Origin of the sequence: Streptomyces sp. NPDC052012 (assembly GCF_040689265.1) — a bacterium.
Taxonomy (GTDB): domain Bacteria; phylum Actinomycetota; class Actinomycetes; order Streptomycetales; family Streptomycetaceae; genus Streptomyces.
Genome location: NZ_JBFAXA010000012.1, coordinates 163967 through 179381, shown reverse-complemented (window position 1 = coordinate 179381; position 15415 = coordinate 163967). Strand labels below are relative to the sequence as shown.

At 71.9% G+C, this 15415-nt stretch carries 16 protein-coding genes; 10 read left to right on the top strand and 6 right to left on the bottom strand.

The features are described from left to right. Positions 1-88 precede the first annotated feature (88 nt). Entirely contained in the window at positions 89-1132 is a 1044-nt protein-coding gene (locus tag AB0412_RS20960; RefSeq protein WP_366404091.1) for a YDG/SRA domain-containing protein, read from the top strand. A 163-nt stretch (positions 1133-1295) separates the two neighbouring features. Here the strand turns inward: AB0412_RS20960 and AB0412_RS20955 are convergent, their stop codons facing one another. Together AB0412_RS20955 and AB0412_RS20950 are read right to left on the bottom strand one after the other, a co-directional pair. Further along, positions 1296-1496, bottom strand: a complete 201-nt coding sequence (locus AB0412_RS20955; protein ID WP_366404090.1) for a DUF5988 family protein — start codon at positions 1494-1496, stop codon at positions 1296-1298. A gap of 107 nt (positions 1497-1603) precedes the next feature. Next, positions 1604-2620, bottom strand: a complete 1017-nt coding sequence (locus AB0412_RS20950; protein WP_366404089.1) for a hypothetical protein — start codon at positions 2618-2620, stop codon at positions 1604-1606. A gap of 275 nt (positions 2621-2895) precedes the next feature. Between AB0412_RS20950 and AB0412_RS20945 the strand changes: the two genes are divergently transcribed. The 3 genes from AB0412_RS20945 to AB0412_RS20935 all read left to right on the top strand — a co-directional run bounded on the left by AB0412_RS20945 (position 2896) and on the right by AB0412_RS20935 (position 5045). Continuing rightward, the gene (locus tag AB0412_RS20945) at positions 2896-3165 is read left to right on the top strand and encodes a DUF6412 domain-containing protein (protein WP_366404088.1); all 270 of its coding nucleotides are present in this window, start codon (positions 2896-2898) and stop codon (positions 3163-3165) included. 148 nt (positions 3166-3313) lie between these two features. Beyond that, entirely contained in the window at positions 3314-4036 is a 723-nt protein-coding gene (gene yidC / locus AB0412_RS20940) for a membrane protein insertase YidC (protein WP_366404087.1), read from the top strand. A 151-nt stretch (positions 4037-4187) separates the two neighbouring features. Then, on the top strand, positions 4188-5045 hold the full coding sequence (locus AB0412_RS20935; protein WP_366404086.1) for a fumarylacetoacetate hydrolase family protein: 858 nt from the start codon (positions 4188-4190) through the stop codon (positions 5043-5045). A gap of 102 nt (positions 5046-5147) precedes the next feature. Here the strand turns inward: AB0412_RS20935 and AB0412_RS20930 are convergent, their stop codons facing one another. Continuing rightward, positions 5148-6116, bottom strand: coding sequence for a WYL domain-containing protein (locus tag AB0412_RS20930; RefSeq protein ID WP_366404085.1), 969 nt, complete (start codon positions 6114-6116; stop codon positions 5148-5150). A gap of 97 nt (positions 6117-6213) precedes the next feature. On the opposite strand from AB0412_RS20930, the gene AB0412_RS20925 reads away from it, so the two are divergent. Next, positions 6214-6609: a RidA family protein gene (locus AB0412_RS20925; RefSeq protein WP_366404112.1), complete on the top strand. Its 396-nt coding sequence runs from the start codon at positions 6214-6216 to the stop codon at positions 6607-6609. 113 nt (positions 6610-6722) lie between these two features. On the opposite strand, the gene AB0412_RS20920 is transcribed toward AB0412_RS20925, so the two are convergent. Continuing rightward, positions 6723-7622, bottom strand: coding sequence for an LLM class F420-dependent oxidoreductase (locus AB0412_RS20920; protein WP_366404084.1), 900 nt, complete (start codon positions 7620-7622; stop codon positions 6723-6725). 329 nt (positions 7623-7951) lie between these two features. Here AB0412_RS20920 and AB0412_RS20915 point away from each other — a divergent pair, with 329 nt between their 5' ends. Next, positions 7952-8674: a trypsin-like serine protease gene (locus AB0412_RS20915; protein WP_366404083.1), complete on the top strand. Its 723-nt coding sequence runs from the start codon at positions 7952-7954 to the stop codon at positions 8672-8674. Between the two features lie 113 nt (positions 8675-8787). Here the strand turns inward: AB0412_RS20915 and AB0412_RS20910 are convergent, their stop codons facing one another. Beyond that, the gene (locus tag AB0412_RS20910; protein WP_366404082.1) at positions 8788-9294 is read right to left on the bottom strand and encodes a heme-degrading domain-containing protein; all 507 of its coding nucleotides are present in this window, start codon (positions 9292-9294) and stop codon (positions 8788-8790) included. Further along, positions 9291-10382, bottom strand: coding sequence for a Gfo/Idh/MocA family oxidoreductase (locus tag AB0412_RS20905; protein ID WP_366404081.1), 1092 nt, complete (start codon positions 10380-10382; stop codon positions 9291-9293). The genes AB0412_RS20910 and AB0412_RS20905 overlap by 4 nt, the downstream gene beginning before the upstream one ends. Before the next feature lie 494 nt (positions 10383-10876). On the opposite strand from AB0412_RS20905, the gene AB0412_RS20900 reads away from it, so the two are divergent. From AB0412_RS20900 to AB0412_RS20885, 4 genes are all read left to right on the top strand, one after another. Next, complete coding sequence (locus AB0412_RS20900) at positions 10877-12049, top strand: ROK family transcriptional regulator (protein WP_366404080.1); 1173 nt, start codon at positions 10877-10879, stop codon at positions 12047-12049. 101 nt (positions 12050-12150) lie between these two features. Next, the gene (locus AB0412_RS20895; RefSeq protein WP_366404079.1) at positions 12151-13143 is read left to right on the top strand and encodes a hypothetical protein; all 993 of its coding nucleotides are present in this window, start codon (positions 12151-12153) and stop codon (positions 13141-13143) included. A 247-nt stretch (positions 13144-13390) separates the two neighbouring features. Continuing rightward, a complete protein-coding gene (locus tag AB0412_RS20890) occupies positions 13391-14146 on the top strand; it encodes a GntR family transcriptional regulator (RefSeq protein WP_366404078.1) in 756 nt (251 codons plus the stop codon). 139 nt (positions 14147-14285) lie between these two features. Beyond that, a complete protein-coding gene (locus tag AB0412_RS20885; RefSeq protein ID WP_366404077.1) occupies positions 14286-15410 on the top strand; it encodes a TIGR03364 family FAD-dependent oxidoreductase in 1125 nt (374 codons plus the stop codon). Positions 15411-15415: the final 5 nt, after the last annotated feature.

The following is a 15415-nucleotide window of genomic DNA, read 5'->3' as shown; positions in this document are numbered from 1 at the left end:
GTCCGATGACGTAGACCTGACGACCTTCAACGCCCTCGTGTTGCAAGGGGTTTGACATACTCGATCACACCCGATCAAGTATGGCCAGGTGGGAATCGAACGAGTCATCGGACACATAGAGGGCGTGCCTGTCGGCGCGGTCTTCCATCGACGGATAGACGTGCAGCGCGCGAAGTTGCACCGGGTGAATCAGCGGGGCATCTCCTGGCTTGTCGATCAGGACGGCAGCAAGGTTGGCGATGCGATCGTCCTGCATGGCGGTTACGACGACGATGAGGACAACTGGGAGCTAATCCGATACACAGGGGCCTCGCCGGACAAGGACAAGGCCCCTGATGGCACGCTGCTACGCAACCAATCGTGGTCCTATGAGGACAATGCCGCGCTTCTCCTCAGCTACGAGCGCGGGTATCCCATCCGCGTGATCCGCGGCTACAAAGGGGACAAACGGTACTCGCCGATCAACTCATACAGGTACGACGGCCTGTATGAGATCACGGACGTTCGGACGGCGACATCCAAGCGCCCGGCTCCGGATGGATCACCGATCGACATCTGTCAGTTTGATCTGCGACGCCTGCCGGATCGGGACCAGGTGCAGACGTCCCTTGAGCAGCGCGTGCTCGACGTACTGGCAGAGCTCGATGATGAGGAAGACGAGGAGGGCTTCGAGCAGGAGGCGCACGAAGCGTCGCTCGGTGAATCTCAGGACGTGGAGAGGTTCCCGCAATCACGCAGCATGCGGGTGCGTCGCCTGATTCGGGACACGGCTGTCGCTAAAAGGATCAAGCAGCTCTACGAGGGCGAGTGCCAAATGTGTGGCCTGCGACTGACCGGGCCGGATGGCAAACCGTATAGCGAAGGTGCTCACATACGGCCCCTAGGGAAGCCGCACCATGGTCCCGACGTAGAGCCGAACATCCTGTGCCTGTGCCCTAACTGTCATGTGCGTCTCGACATTGGCGGGGTCGTGATCGACGCCGAGGACTGGTCCGTGATCCTGCGGACCGAGCTGTCGGGCATGACGCTTCTGCCGAAGCTCACCGTGAAGGAGGGGCACCGGGTGCACAAGGATCACCTTCTGTATCACCGAAGGTATTGGGAGGGGCGGGCCCCTGGCGAGGCCCTTTAGTAAGGCACCGTAGGGCCGCCCGCTTCTTGGCAGTGTCGTGGATGGGGTGGCGGCTGACGCGTGTTCGGGGGTTTGTAGGGCCCGGCGCGGCCTGGGCCGGGCGGCGCGCGGGACTCCGACCGCCCTGTGGAGGAGGGGGTGGCCGGTGGTCGGTGGAGTGGGGTTATTCGGCTACCTCGGTCCGTTCCCACCACTGGTAGACCGTCGCCTCGCCGTCTTTCGTCTTCTCGTGGCGGGGCGTGACCTTGTAGTGCTCGTAGCCGCCTCGGTGGGGGATCTTGAGTTCTTGGCCGGGGGGCGTGACCGGGACGATCTTGCCCGCGAGGTCGTCCGGTCCGCCGTCCAGGAGTGCTTTGGTGGTCATATGTTCAGTTTTGTCATTCTTGGGGCTTGTGCATCTTGAGGGCGTGGGCGGGCCCGGCGGCTCGTGATCAGGCCAGGTCAGGCCAGGTCAGGCCAGGTCGGACCAGGTCAGGCGGTCGTGCCGTGGCAGGTCTCGTACGGGGTCGTCGAGCCGCACCAGCAGGGGGCGCCCGGCTCCGGGGGCCAGGCCACCGCTCTGCCTCGGGCCGCCAGGGTCGTCGCGTACTGGGGGAGGAGGGTCGCGTCGGCCGGGGACGCGCCCTCCGCGGCGGCGAAGGCCTCGTAGGAGGGGACGGTGCCGGTGACGATGCCCAGGTTGTCGGTGCCTGAGGAGGCCAGTTCGCGCAGGGCGGACTCTATGGTCGCCAGGTGTTCCTCGTGGGAGGGGTACTCCGCGGTCAGGGCCGGGTAGGCCGTCAGGAGTTCCGTCAGCTCCGCGGCCGGCCAGTGCAGGATCGCCACCGGGAAGGGGCGCGACAGGGCCTCGCGGTAGGCACCGAGTTCCACGCGGAGGCGGATGAGCTCCGCTTCCAGTTCCGCCGGGTTCTCCGAGCCCAGGGACCACACACGCTTCGGGTCGTGGAGTTCGTCCAGGGTGATCGGGAGGGTGTGGACGGAGTCCGCGAGGGCGTCCCACTCGTCGTGGGCGGCGCCCATCATCCTGCGGACCCGGTGGCGGCCGAAGAGGAGGGGGTGCGTGGGCTTGGGGGGCGCCGGAGTGTCGTTCAGGAGGAGGCGGACCGCCTCGGTGAACGTCTCGTGGGCCTGCTCCAGCTCGTCGTGGGCCTCCAGGGACTCCGCGACGATCACCCACGGGGCCGGGTCGCGCGGGGCGGCCGTGCGGATGCCGTCGATGATCGCGCGGGCCTCCGCCTCGTGGCCGTACTCCCACAGGTTGGAGGCCTTCAGGGCGCGGACCAGGTGCGGGTTGTCCAGGGGTGTGCCGGAGGCGAGCAAGCGGTCGTAGAGGGCGGTGGCGGCAGGGCGGTCGCCGGAGAGTTCACGGTGGGCGGCGGCCCGTAGGAGCAGGGACTCCGCGTCCTCGGGGTAGAGGTCCGCGGTCCGCTCCAGGCGTGCCGCTTCGGCGGTGTGGTCGACGTTTTCGGCAGGCGTGTCGGGGCGCATGAGGGACACCGTACTGCCGACGGGGGGTGGCCTGTGAGAGCGCGGGTGGTCAGGGGCGCGGCAGGAGACCCCGGGTGCCACGCCGCCCGTACCGTCCGGCGACACGTCTTGTCCCGTGGCTTTGTCCCGTGGCTCGGGAACCGTTCGGACGCCTCCGGCGTTGCAAGGGGTGACGGGGAGCAGCAGGAGGGGACAGGAGGGGAGGGGTGCGCGTGGAGCGTAGTAGTCGGGCTGCCGCGGGGCCGGTTGGCCGTCTCGCCGTATGTCTTCCGCTCGTGCAGATCCTTCTGCTGTGCCTGCTGGACGCCGGTGGCCTCTCCGTCAGTGTCGCGCTGGCCGCCACCGCCGCCGCCGGGGCCGCGCTGCTGGCCTGTGCCCTTGTCGCCGCGCGCTGTGCGCCCGTCGTCGCGCCTCAGCGCGTGCGTACGGCGATACGTGAGCGTGACCGGCGTACCGCCTTCCTGCCGCAGCGTGACCCTGACGCCAAGGGGCGCATACGGCCCAGAGCGCCCGGGCTCGTCGCTTCGGCGACCGTCGTCGCGTAGGGCGCGTCCTCTCTTTCCACTGGGTGGAGTCTGCTTCGTGGGGCGTGTCCTCGTGCGGGTCGTCATGCCGTGAATCTCCGTACCGGGACCGGTGTCCGGTCCGGTACTTCGGTGCGACGAGGCCCCGGAGGGCTCATCCATGTCTGTCATGTCTGGTTTTGCTGGTGTCGTCGAAGGGCTGGCCGATGCCCTTCAGCCCGTGGTCGGCGGGTCTGCGGCGGCTGCCGCGATCGTTCTGTTCACCGCGTTCGTGCGGCTGCTCGTGCTCCCGTTGTCGCTGGCGGCGGCGCGGGGGCAGAAGGCGCGGGCTGTGCTCCAGCCGAAGATCGCCGAGTTGCGGAAGAGGTACGGGCGGGATCCCGAGAGGCTCCAGCGGGCCGTGCTGGAGCTGCACGCGCGGGAGAAGGTCTCGCCGTTGTCGGGGTGTCTGCCCAGTCTGTGTCAGCTGCCTGCGTTCTTCCTGCTGTACCACCTGTTCTCGAGCGAGACGGTCGGCGGGCGGGCGAACGAGCTGCTGGGCCATGAGCTGCTCGGGGCGCCGCTGGGTGGGCGCTGGCTCGATGCGCTGTCCGGTGGCGGGGGCGTGTTCGGGCAGGCCGGCGTCGTGTACCTGGGGGTGTTCGCCGTGGTCGCGGCCGTCGCGTACGGCAGCTACCGGCTGACGCGGCGGATGATGGCCGCCGGTGGGGCCTCGGCCGCGGGTGGCGGCGATGTGGAGCAGCTGCCGGGGATGGCCGCGGTGGGCAGGGTGATGCCCTTCATGTCGTTCTTCACGCTGGTCACCGTGGCGGTGGTGCCGCTTGCCGCCGCGCTGTACGTGGTGACCAGCACGACGTGGAGCCTGGCGGAGCGGGCCGTGCTGTACCGGTGAGGGCGGCTGGTGCGGTGCGGTCCAGTACGTGAACGGGGTATTGCGGAGTAGACCTGCCTCTTGGAGGATCACACCAGTCCTCCGATGGCTGCGTCTCGCCGCACCGGTCGCAAGCATCGGGCGGGCGCCCGCGATCGAGGGAGACGTGTTCATGAAGCTGCTGCGAGTCGGTACGGCGGGACAGGAGCGGCCCGCTCTGCTCGACGCCGAGGGAGTCCTGCGGGACCTCTCGGGTCTCGTCGCGGACATCGACGGGGCACTGCTCGCGGACGAGGAGGCCCTCACGCGGATCCGGTCCGCCGCCGACAGCGGTGAGCTGCTCGCGCTGGACGAGACGGGGCTGCGGGTCGGGCCGCCGGTGGCGCGGATCGGCAAGATCGTGTGCATCGGGCTGAACTACTTCGACCACGCGAAGGAGACGGGGGCCGAGCCGCCCGCCGAGCCGGTGATCTTCTTCAAGGCGCCGGACACGGTCGTCGGGCCGCACGACACGGTGCTGGTGCCGCGCGGGTCGGTCAAGACCGACTGGGAGGTGGAGCTGGCGGTCGTGATCGGGCGTACGGCGCGGTATCTCGAGTCGGCTCAGGAGGGGCTCGCGCATGTCGCCGGGTACGCCGTGTCGCACGACGTGTCCGAGCGGGAGTTCCAGATCGAGCGGGGCGGGACCTGGGACAAGGGGAAGAACTGCGAGACGTTCAATCCGCTGGGGCCGTGGCTGGTGACGGCGGACGAGGTGGCCGATCCGCAGAACCTTGCGCTGCGGCTGTGGGTCAACGGGGAGCTGAAGCAGGACGGGTCGACGGCGGAGCAGATCTTCCCGGTGGGGGAAGTCGTGCGGTACGTCAGCCAGTTCATGACCTTGTATCCCGGGGATGTCATCAACACGGGGACGCCGGCGGGGGTGGCGATGGGGCAGCCGGAGCCCAAGCCGTTCCTGCGGGCCGGGGATGTGGTGGAGCTGGAGGTCGAGGGGCTGGGACGGCAGCGGCAGGAGCTGAAGTCCGCGTGATGTCTCGGTCCGCGTGAGTCTCAGTCCGCGCGATGGGTCAGTCCGCGTGAGTCTCAGTCCGCGCGATGGGTCAGTCCGCGTGAGTCTCAGTCCGCGTGAGTCTCAGTCCGCGTAGCGGGTGGCCAGCGCGGTGGCGCGGTCGTGCAGGGCGGTGCGCAGTGACTGCGGGGCCAGGGCTTCCCCGTCCGTGCCGAGCCGCCACAGCGCCCACTCGGCGTGCCGTGCGTCCTGGAAGGTCAGCTCCAGCCGCAGCCGGCCGTCCGCCTCGGGTTCCTCGGCGCGGACGGCCAGCGCGGTGTCCAGCAACTCCTCCCGCCGCGCGGGATTCACCCGGAGCAGCACGGTGATGTGGTCGCCGGAGGAGAGGAACTCCGCGGAGCGTTCCCGCCAGATGCGGTCCAGGTCGACACGGCTGGGTCGCTCGGCCGGTTCGGGGAGCTCCTCGGCGGCCAGGACCCGCGACAGCCGGTAGGTGCGGTCCGATCCCCCTCTCGTGGTCAGCAAGTAGGCGCGGTCGCGGACGGTGACCAGGCCGATCGGGTCCACCGTGCGCCGGCGTGGGGTCTGCCCCGTGGCCGCGTAGAGGATGCGCAGCTTGTGGCCGGCGAGCACCGCGCGCCGGACCTCGGCCATGGTGGTGCCGGGTACCGCGTCGGTGACCAGGCGGCGTGAGAGCAGATCGGTCTCCGGCTCGACGAGGAAGCGCTGGGCCGCGTCGCTCGCGGTGGCCCGGTGACTTGCGGGCAGGGCGTCGACCACCTTCCGCATGGCCGAGGCGAGCGCCGAACCGAGACCGAACACCTGCTCGCCGCGCCCCGATCCGGCGGTCAGCAGGGCCAGGGCCTCGTCGTGGTTCAGGCCGGTCAGCTCGGTCCGGAAACCGGGCGACAACAGGAAACCACCGTGCCGGCCGCGTTCGGCGTAGACCGGGACGCCGGCCGCGGACAGCGCCTCGATGTCGCGCAGCACGGTGCGGGTGGACACCTCCAGCTCGCGGGCCAGCGTGGCCGCGGTCAGCCGGCCGCGCTGACGCAGCAGCAGCACCAGGGAGACCAGGCGGTCGGCGCGCATGCGAAAACTCTATCGAGATACGTGACCAGGGGTGTCATGTTTTGCTGCGAGGCTCGTCAGCGCAACTCCCCATGAACCGAACGGAGCTGACGTGGCAGTGGAACGAACGGCGGTCAACCCGTGGACGTGGTCCACGGAGCTGGGCTTCAACCAGGGCGAGGTCGTCTCCGGGCACACCCGGACCCTGTACATCTCGGGGCAGACCGCGATGAGCGGGGACGGCAAGCCCCAGCACGACGGCGACATGGCGGCGCAGCTGGCGCTGAGCATCGACAACCTGGAGGCGGTGCTCGCCGAGACCGGCATGTCCCTGGCGAACCTGGTCCGGCTCAACGTCTGCACGACCGACGTGGACCTGCTCTTCCAGCACTACGGCGTGCTGGCGGGCCGACTGGGCGCCGCCGGGGCGGCACCGGCCAGCACGATGCTCGGGGTGACGCGGCTGGCCATCCCCACGCTGATGGTGGAGCTCGAGGGGACCGCGGTGGCGTGAACCGACGGCGGGGCGGGGAACTGTGGTGCGTCGTCGCCTGCGGGTGCGTTGTGGCTTGTCGCGCCCACGCGGCGGAGCCGCACATCGATACAGCCCCGCCCCCCCGAGCCGCCTCACCTCAGGAGAGCAGCCAGGCGTCGCCATCCGTCGCGGGGGAGGGTGTCGCGGCTTTCGTCCGTGATCAGTTGGAGGGCTACGTGGTCCGCGCCTGCTGACAGGTAGGTGTCGATGCGGGTGCGGATGCTGGATTCGTCGCCCCAGGCGAAGACCGCGTCGATCAGGCGGTCGCTGCCGCCGTTCGTCAGGTCGGCCTCCGTGAAGCCCAGGCGGAGGAAGTTGTTCGTGTAGTTGGGCAGGGCCAGGTACATGGCCAGGGCGGTGCGGGCCAGGGTGCGGGCGTGGGCGGGGTCGGGGTCGAGGACGACCTTCAGTTCGGGGGCCAGGAGAGGGGTCTCGCCCAGGATGCCGCGGGCCTGGGCGGTGTGTTCCGGGGTGACCAGGTACGGGATGGAGCCGGCCGCGCGATCCCTGGAGAGTTCCAGGGTCTTCGGGCCGAGCGCGGCGAGAAGCCTGCGGTCGGCCGGGACGCCTGCCTCGTCCAGCGCGCCCAGATAGGCGACCAGGGACGAGTAGGGGCGGCGGTACTGCTCGGCCAGCTTGGCGTGGCTGACGCCCAGGCCGAGCAGGAAGCGGCCGGGGTGGGTGGCCTCCAGTTCGGCGAAGCTCGCGGCGGAGTCCTTCGCCTCGTACTGCCAGATGCTCTGGATGCTGGTGCCGACGGTGAGCGTGGAGGTCGCCTCGATGAGCGGCGCCGCGTGGCGGGCGGCGCTGCTGCCGCCCAACCAGACCGCGCCGAAGCCGAGTTCCTCCAACTCGGCTGCCGCCTCTGTCAGTTCGCTGCGCCGCGAGGGGTCCTCCGAGCGCAGGCCTACACTCCAGATGCCGTAGCGGCCGAGGGTCTGCTTCAGGGCGGTGGGCTGCGGTGAGGAGTCTGGCGTGCTCGAGTCGCTCATCGGTGTCGGTCCCTTCGGCGCCAAGTGGCTGTGGTGGCTGGAATGGCTGGGATGGCTGTGGTGGGCAGTGGTGGCTGATCACGCTTCCAGTCAGCACCAACCGCGCGGGGAGCCTCGATAATCCCGGCTGTCCGAACGCCGGGTATAACTCCGCGTTATCGCCAAGTGTTAGTACCCCGTTCGTGCGTTCCTCCGGGATTCTGTGGCGTGGCTGTGGCGAACTCCCGCTTCACGGGCGGGAGTTCGTGGCAGCAGGCGCGGCCTGCCCTCGGGCCGTCGAACCCCCACACGCGCACGTCCCTGTGGCGTGCCATCCGAATCGAGGAACCTTGCGTATATCAAGGCTCGTTCCCGCTCTCCTCGCAGCAGTCGTCTCCGTCTTCGCGCTGCTCGTCCCCACGGCAAGCGCGGCCGAGGCGCCGGTGCCGCCCTCCACCAAGGGCCCGCAGCCCATCATCGGTGGCGGGTATGCCAGTAGCGGCCCCTGGGCCGCGCGGCTGTTCTCCAACGGCAGAGAGACCTGTTCCGCCACGATCATCGCCCCGACCTGGATCCTCACCGCCAGGCACTGTGTCAGCGGCGGCGGGCTGTCCTTCCGTATCGGCAGCCTGGACCAGCACAGCGGCGGCACCGTGGCCAACGGCGTGCAGACGTACACGCACAGCTCGGACCTGGCGCTCGTCCGGCTCGACCGGTCCGTGTCCGCGACCTACGCGCGGCTCGGGCAGCCGGGCTCGGTGCGGGTCGGGCAGACCGTGCAGGTGTACGGCTGGGGAGCCACGTCCCGGTGCGGCTCGGAGATCAACTGCCAGTCCCGGTACCTGAAGGTCGCCAACGTCACCGTCACGGGCGGGTGCAGTGACGCCTACGGCGGCTCCGCGATCTGCGCCCGCCGCGGCGACGGCATCACCGCCGGCGGCGACTCCGGCGGGCCGATGATGGCGGGCGGCATCCAGGTGGGTGTCGCGTCCACCAGTGACCGGCAGACGACCACGGCCTACACGAACGTGACGGCGTACCGGTCCTGGATCCAGTCGATCGCCGGGGTGTGAGCCAGGGGTGAGCCCGGGGTGAGCCCAGGGTGAGCCCGGGGTGTAGGCCCTAGGAGGAGGGGCCCCTCGCCGTGCTGTGTCACGCGGTGAGGGGCCCTCCCTTTCAGCGTCGCTCAGCGCTCGGCCAGGAAGTGCTCCAGGGCCTCGACCACGAAGCGGTGGTCCTGGAGCTGGGGCAGGCCCGAGACCGTCACCGCGCCGATGACGCCCACGCCCTCCACCGTGATCGGGAAGGAGCCGCCGTGGGCCGCGTAGGTGTCGGGGTCGAGGCGGGAGGACTCCTCGAACGTCGTGCCCTTGGCGCGGTGGCGGGCGCCCACCAGGTAGGACGCGGAGCCGTAGCGCTCGACGACGCGGCGCTTGCGGGCGATCCACGCGTCGTTGTCCGGAGTCGAGCCCGGCAGGGCGGCGTGGAAGAGCTGCTGGCCCGCGCGGTGGATGTCGACGGCGACCGGGGCCTGCCGCTCGCGGGCCATCTCGACCAGCAGGGACCCGAGAGCCAAGGCGTCGTCGTGGGTGAACTGCTTGAAGACCAGGCGGCGTTCCTGCGCCTCCAGCTCCTCCACGCTCGGGGTGAGCTCCGGGTGGAACTTCGGGGTGAGCTCCGGGTTGTGCGTCACAGCGTCACCGTCACCTTCTCGAGGGCCGAACGGCGGGCCGCCTCCAGTACGTCCAGGGCGGCAGCCGCCTCCAGCGCGGTCACCGGGTTGGGGCCGCCCTCCAGCAGGGCCTTCGCCACGGCCGCATAGTAGGCGGGGTAGTCGCCGGGGAGGGTCGGTTCGGGGCGTCCGCCGCCGGTCACCGGGGACTCCCCGGCGCCGACCCTGCCCCACAGCTCCTCCGGCTCCGCGCCCCACCGCGCGGTGCTGCCGGGACGCAGGCCGTCGCGCAGGGCCGCCTCCTGCGGGTCGAGGCCGTACTTGACGTAGCCCGCCTCGGAGCCCAGGACGCGGAAGCGCGGGCCGAGTTGGGCGGTGGTCGCGGAGACGTACAGGTGGGAGCGGACGCCGCTCTCGTGCGTCAGCGCGATGAAGGTGTCGTCGTCGGTCGCCGCGCCGTCGCGGCGGATGTCCGCCTCGGCGTAGACGGTGGTCACCGGGCCGAAGAGGACCAGCGCCTGGTCGACGACATGGCTGCCGAGGTCGTAGAGCAGACCACCGATCTCCGCCGGGTCGCCGGACTCCCGCCAGCCGCCCTTCAGTTGCGGGCGCCAGCGTTCGAAGCGGGACTCGAAGCGGTACACGTCGCCCAGCTCGCCGTCGGCGATCAGCTTGCGGAGGGTGAGGAAGTCGTTGTCCCAGCGGCGGTTCTGGAAGACCGAGAGCAGCAGGCCGCGCTCGTCGGCGAGCGCCGCCAGCTCGCGGGCCTCGGCGGCCGTGCCCGCGAGGGGCTTGTCGACGACGACCGGCAGGCCGGCCTTCAGGGCGGCCGTGGCGAGCGGGACGTGCGTCTTGTTCGGCGAGGCGATGACGATCAGGTCCAGCTCGTCGGCGCGCGCCCACAGCTCGTCCGGGGCGGCGGCGACGCGGACGTCCGGGTACTCGGCGCGGGCCTGCTGCTGCCGCTCGGGGTTCGAGGTGACCACCGTGTCGAGCGCGAGGCCCTCGGTGGCGGCGATCAGCGGGGCGTGGAACACGGAGCCCGCGAGGCCGTAGCCGATGAGGCCGACGCGGAGGGGAGTGCCAGTGCCAGTGGTGGGGCCAGTCATGAGGACCACTTTCGCAACGCTGTTGCCAAAGTGCAAGCGCTGAGGACAATGGGGGCGTGAACAGGGCGAACGACGGCGATGCGGGCGTGGGTGGAGCTTCGTGCGGGAGCGGGGCTCCAGCGGGCGGCGCGAGCGGGCGGGCCGGCGGCGGCCCGGGTTTCGGCGGCGGAACGGGCGCCGGCGGCGGCCCGGGGATCGGCGGCCGGCGCGACAGCGGCCCGGGCGGCGCTGACGGTCCGGGCGGAGGGGGCTCGGGCGGAGCCCGCCTGGGTGACGCGGGACCAGGTGGCGGTGGCCCGCGTGACGCCGGGGAACCGGGTGGCGGTGGCTCGCGTGGCGGCGGGAGCCCGATTGGCGCCAGTCCGCGTGGCGGCGCGGAACCGGGTGGCGCCAGTCCGCGTGGTGGCGCGGAACCCGGCCCGCGTGACGCCGGGGAACCGGGCGGCGGCGCCCCGCGTGGCGCCCGCCCGGGTGGCGGCGGGGGCCAAGGCGGCGTGGGCGCCAATCTGCTCGCCGTGCGCAGTCACAACAGCGCCCTCGTGCTCGACCTGCTGCGCGCGGCCGGTGCGCAGGGCATCAGCCGGCTGGAACTCGCCGAGCGGACCGGCCTCACCCCGCAGGCGGTCAGCAAGATCACCGCACGGCTGCGGCAGGAGGGCCTCGCCGTCGAGGCCGGGCGCCGCGCGTCCACGGGCGGCAAGCCGCGCACGGTGCTGCGCCTGGTGCCGGAGGCGGCACACGCGCTCGGCGTCCACCTGGACCGGGACGAACTGCGGGCCGTGCTGGTCGACTTCAAGGGCGCCGTGGTCGGAGAGCGGCGCTCCCCGCTGGACCTCGGGGCGGGCGCGGAGCCCGTGCTGAACGAGGTGGCCCGGTCCGCGACCGAGCTGGTCACGCACGTACTGCGGCCCCCGGACGGAACCCTCGCCGGCGCCCGTACGCTCCTCGGGGCCGGCGTCGCCCTCCCCGGCCCCCTCGACCACGTACGGGGCGTACTGCACCGGGTCACCGGCTTCCCGGAGTGGGACGGGTTCCCACTGCGGGACGCGCTGGTGCGGCGCCTCGGTGTGCCGGTAGTCCTCGACAAGGACACCAACGCCGCGGCACTCGGCCTCGCGGTCGGCAGCCCCGGCCTTCCGCCCGGGAACGCAGGCGGCGGCTGCGGATCCTTCGCCTACCTGCATCTAGGTACGGGACTGGGCGCCGGCCTGGTGATCGGTGGCGGCGTGCACCGGGGGGCGCGGACCGGCGCCGGAGAGTTCGGGCATCAGGTCGTCCAGCTGGACGGGCCGCCCTGCGGCTGCGGTGACCGGGGCTGCATCGAGGCCCTGTGTCTCGCCGCGGTGGCGCGCGGTGACCTCGCCGAGGCGGCCCGTGTGCTGGGCGCGGGGGCCGCGAACCTGGTGGGGCTGCTCGACATCGACCTGGTGCTGCTCGGCGGCCGGACCATCGCCGCCGCTCCCGAGGCGTTCGTACGGGGGGTCGGCGCCGTCCTCGACGCCCGCGCACGGCGTGAGGGCGGACGCGCCGGCGCGGTCCCCGTACGGATCGCCCCCGGCGGGGAGCGCGGGGTCGCGGAGGGTGCGGCGCAGCTGGTCCTCGCGCCGGTGTTCGGGCGGGGTGAGGGCCGGGCGACGGCGGAGGCGCCCGCGTCGCCGGGGCGTTGAGGGGGGAGTGCTCCGAGCGGGTGGGATGAGCGTGCGTTCGGGGGTGTGTGCACCGGATGGCGGTGTGCGGGGGGCCGGGTGACCGGCATGGTCATGTGTTCATGCGACTGCGTACGGCCCTGTCCTCCCGTCTGGTGGCGGCAGCCGCCCTGCTCGTCACCTCCGTGTCCACGTCCGCGGTCGTCACCGCCCCCGCGCGGGCCGCGTCACTCGCCCCGCTGCCCAGCTGTGCCACCGCCGCCGAACGCGGCTTCCCGCTGACCACGCGCATCCACGGCGGGCCCCGCACCTACACGGCCGGTGGCGGTCACGGGACCTGGCGGGTGGACCTCACCAACACCACCGACCGCGCCTGCGCCGGTATCCACCCCGTCGTCGTCCTCGTCGACGAGGCGCGCGCCCTGACGCCGTCGCAGGCCGTCCTGGAGTTCTACGACGACGGCGGCCGGCCGCACCCCGTCCGGTTCGTGCGGACGGAGGAGGACGAGCTGGTCGGTGCCCTCGCCGACGACCGCGGGGGCTTCCGCGGGTTCACCGTGCGCCCCGGCCGGACCCTCAGCGTGAAGGTCCGCCTCGCGGTCACCTCCGACGCCGTGGCCAACGAGGTCACCGCCAACGCCGCCGTGGTGCAGCGCAGGGCCGGGGACGGCGAGTGGGTCGGCCAGTCGAACGACTATCGCTTCCGCGTCGCAGCGGAGGAGCCGGGCGCTCGGCAGTCACCTGGGGAAAGCGAGGAAAGCGAGGATGGCGAGGAGAGCGAGGAGAGAGGGGAGACCAAGGGGACCGGGGACAGCGGGGAAACGGCGGAGACCAGAGACACCGAACAGACTGAAGAGACCGGAGAGAGCGGGGAGGCAAGCGAATCCGAGGAGGCCGGCGAGATCGAAGAGGGAGGCGAGTCCGAAGGGCCCGGCTCGGCCACCGCAACCCTCAGCCCCTCACCGCTCACCCCCTTCGACCGCATCCCCTTCGCCGACGAGCTCGCCGGCACCGGACTCGCCAGGACCACTGTCGCCCTCGTGGCGGGCGCCCTGCTCGTCCTCACCGGAGCCGGAGCCGTACTGCTCGCCCGCCGCCGCCCCGGCCGCCGCTGAGCCGGATCGAGTCGCCTGAGCGAGCCGGTCGTCGCCGAGCCGGAGCCGTCCGCCTGGACCGGAGCCGGCCGTCGCCGAGCCGGAGCCGTCCGCCTGGACCGGAGCCGGCCGTCGCCGAGCCGGAGCCGTCCGCCTGGACCGGAGCCGGTCGCCGCTGGACCGGAGCCGTTCACGGGACCGGCACCGGTCGCCGTCGCACGGAGGAGCCGACGCCTCGGTCTCCGCTCCCGTCTGCGACGATCCCTGCGTGGACTACCCCAACGACCAGGCCCCCGGCGCCCCCGTCCGCTACGGCATCCCGGAGCACGGACGGGTGCCCAAGTACTACGCCGTGAAGGCGCGCATCGACCGGCTCGTCGACGAGTTGGGGGAGGGCGCCGCGATCCCCACCGAGCGTGATCTCTCCGAGCGCTACGAGGTCGCCCGCGAGACCGTGCGGCAGGCGCTGCGCGAACTGGTGCTGGAGGGCAAGCTGCGCCGGCGCGGGCGCGGAACGGTCGTCGCCGGGCCCAAGCTGGAGCAGCCGCTGTCGCTGGCCAGCTACACCGAGGGCGTGCGGCGCCAGGGCCGTACCCCCGGCCGTGCGCTCGTCACGCTCGACCGATTCCCGTGCCCGGACGCCCTCGCCGCCGAGACCGGGCTCACGCGCGGCGAGGCCGTCTGGCACCTGGAGCGCGTGCTGCTGGCGGACGACGAGCGGGTGGGCCTGGAGAGCACGTACGTCGCCGTGTCCCGGGTGCCGCGGCTCGACACGGACTTCGACCCCGACTCCTCCTTCTACGGCTACCTCGACCGGCAGGGCATCGGCTTCGGCGACGCGGACGAGCGGATCGAGACGGTGCTGGCCACCCCGCGCGAGGCCCTGCTGATCGGCACGCCGCCCGCCCTGCCCATGCTGCTCATCCATCGCGTCTCCCGGGACACGGACGGCCGGCCGCTGGAGCGGGTCCGGACGCTGTACCGGGGGGACCGGTTCTCGTTCACGACGCGTCTCGGCGGCTGAAACCGTCCTGAACAGCCCTTTTGTCCCCCCTTTGGTATCACGAAAAGATAACGGGTCTAGCCCAAATGTGATGACCAGTTCACGCTCTCGTTGTCAGCCGGATTCCTCCGGTTCCCCGATGTCAAGGAGCGTGGCGGTCGTGAGAGTGATAGTCGTCGGAGCCGGCGTGGTGGGCACCATGCACGCCTGGCACGCAGTGGAACGCGGCCACGAGGTCGTACAGATCGAGCGCGAGACCGAGGCGCGCGGCGCCTCGCTGCGCAATTTCGGCCAGATCTGGGTCAGTGGCCGGGCGGGCGGTGAGGAGCTGGAGACCGCGCTCCGGGCCCGGGAGCTGTGGGAGGAGATCGGCGGCCGGGTCCCGGGCCTCGGCTTCCGCCCCAACGGGTCCCTGACCCCCGTCCGCGGCCCTCTGGAACTCGCCGTCGCCGAGGCCGCCGTCGCCCGCCCGGACGCCGCCGCCCGCGGCTACAAGCTGCTCACCCCCGGCGAGGCCCGCGCCCTCAACCCCGCCCTGCGCGGGGAGTTCGACGCCGCCCTGTACTGCGAGCGCGACGCGGCCGTCGAGCCCCGTACCGCCCAGCTCGCCCTGCGCGCCGAGCTGCTGAAGTCGCCGCGGTACACCTTCCTGCCCGGCCGCGAGGTCCGCGACGTCATCGGCGAGCGGGCCGTCCGCGACGACCACGGCGACACCCACACCGGCGACGTGGTCGTGCTGTGCACCGGCGCGTGGCTCGGCGGCCTCGTCCGCGAGCTGGCCGGGCCCGAGCTGCCGGTGCGCCGCGTCCGGCTGCAGATGATGCAGACCGACCCCCTCGGCGAACCGCTGACCACCTCGGTCGCCGACGCCGACAGCTTCCGCTACTACCCGGCGTACCGCTCGCCCGCCCTGGACCAGCTGAACGCCCTCCAGCCGCAGCCCGCCACCGCCGCCGAGCACGCCATGCAGCTGCTGATGGTGCAGCGCGCCGACGGCGGGCTGACCATCGGCGACACCCACGAGTACGAGCACCCCTTCGCCTTCGACACCCTCGAGGACCCCTACGAGCACCTCACCGGAGTCGTCGAGTCCCTCCTCGGCCGCCCGCTGCCGAGGATCCGGCGCCGCTGGGCCGGGGTCTACGCCCAGTGCACCGACCCGAGCCGGGTCGTGCACCGGCAGCGGGTGCGCGACGGCGTGTGGCTGGTCACCGGGCCCGGCGGGCGCGGCATGACCTGCTCGCCCGCGATAGCCGAGACCACCGCGAACGAACTGGGCTGGTGACACCC

Coding starts and splice junctions, on each gene's coding strand:
- AB0412_RS20955 (WP_366404090.1), bottom strand. CDS start 1,496: ATGACCACCAAAGCACTCCTGGACGGCGGACCGGACGACCTCGCGGGC.
- AB0412_RS20950 (WP_366404089.1), bottom strand. CDS start 2,620: ATGCGCCCCGACACGCCTGCCGAAAACGTCGACCACACCGCCGAAGCG.
- yidC (WP_366404087.1), top strand. CDS start 3,314: ATGTCTGGTTTTGCTGGTGTCGTCGAAGGGCTGGCCGATGCCCTTCAG.
- AB0412_RS20935 (WP_366404086.1), top strand. CDS start 4,188: ATGAAGCTGCTGCGAGTCGGTACGGCGGGACAGGAGCGGCCCGCTCTG.
- AB0412_RS20930 (WP_366404085.1), bottom strand. CDS start 6,116: ATGCGCGCCGACCGCCTGGTCTCCCTGGTGCTGCTGCTGCGTCAGCGC.
- AB0412_RS20920 (WP_366404084.1), bottom strand. CDS start 7,622: ATGAGCGACTCGAGCACGCCAGACTCCTCACCGCAGCCCACCGCCCTG.
- AB0412_RS20905 (WP_366404081.1), bottom strand. CDS start 10,382: ATGACTGGCCCCACCACTGGCACTGGCACTCCCCTCCGCGTCGGCCTC.
- AB0412_RS20895 (WP_366404079.1), top strand. CDS start 12,151: ATGCGACTGCGTACGGCCCTGTCCTCCCGTCTGGTGGCGGCAGCCGCC.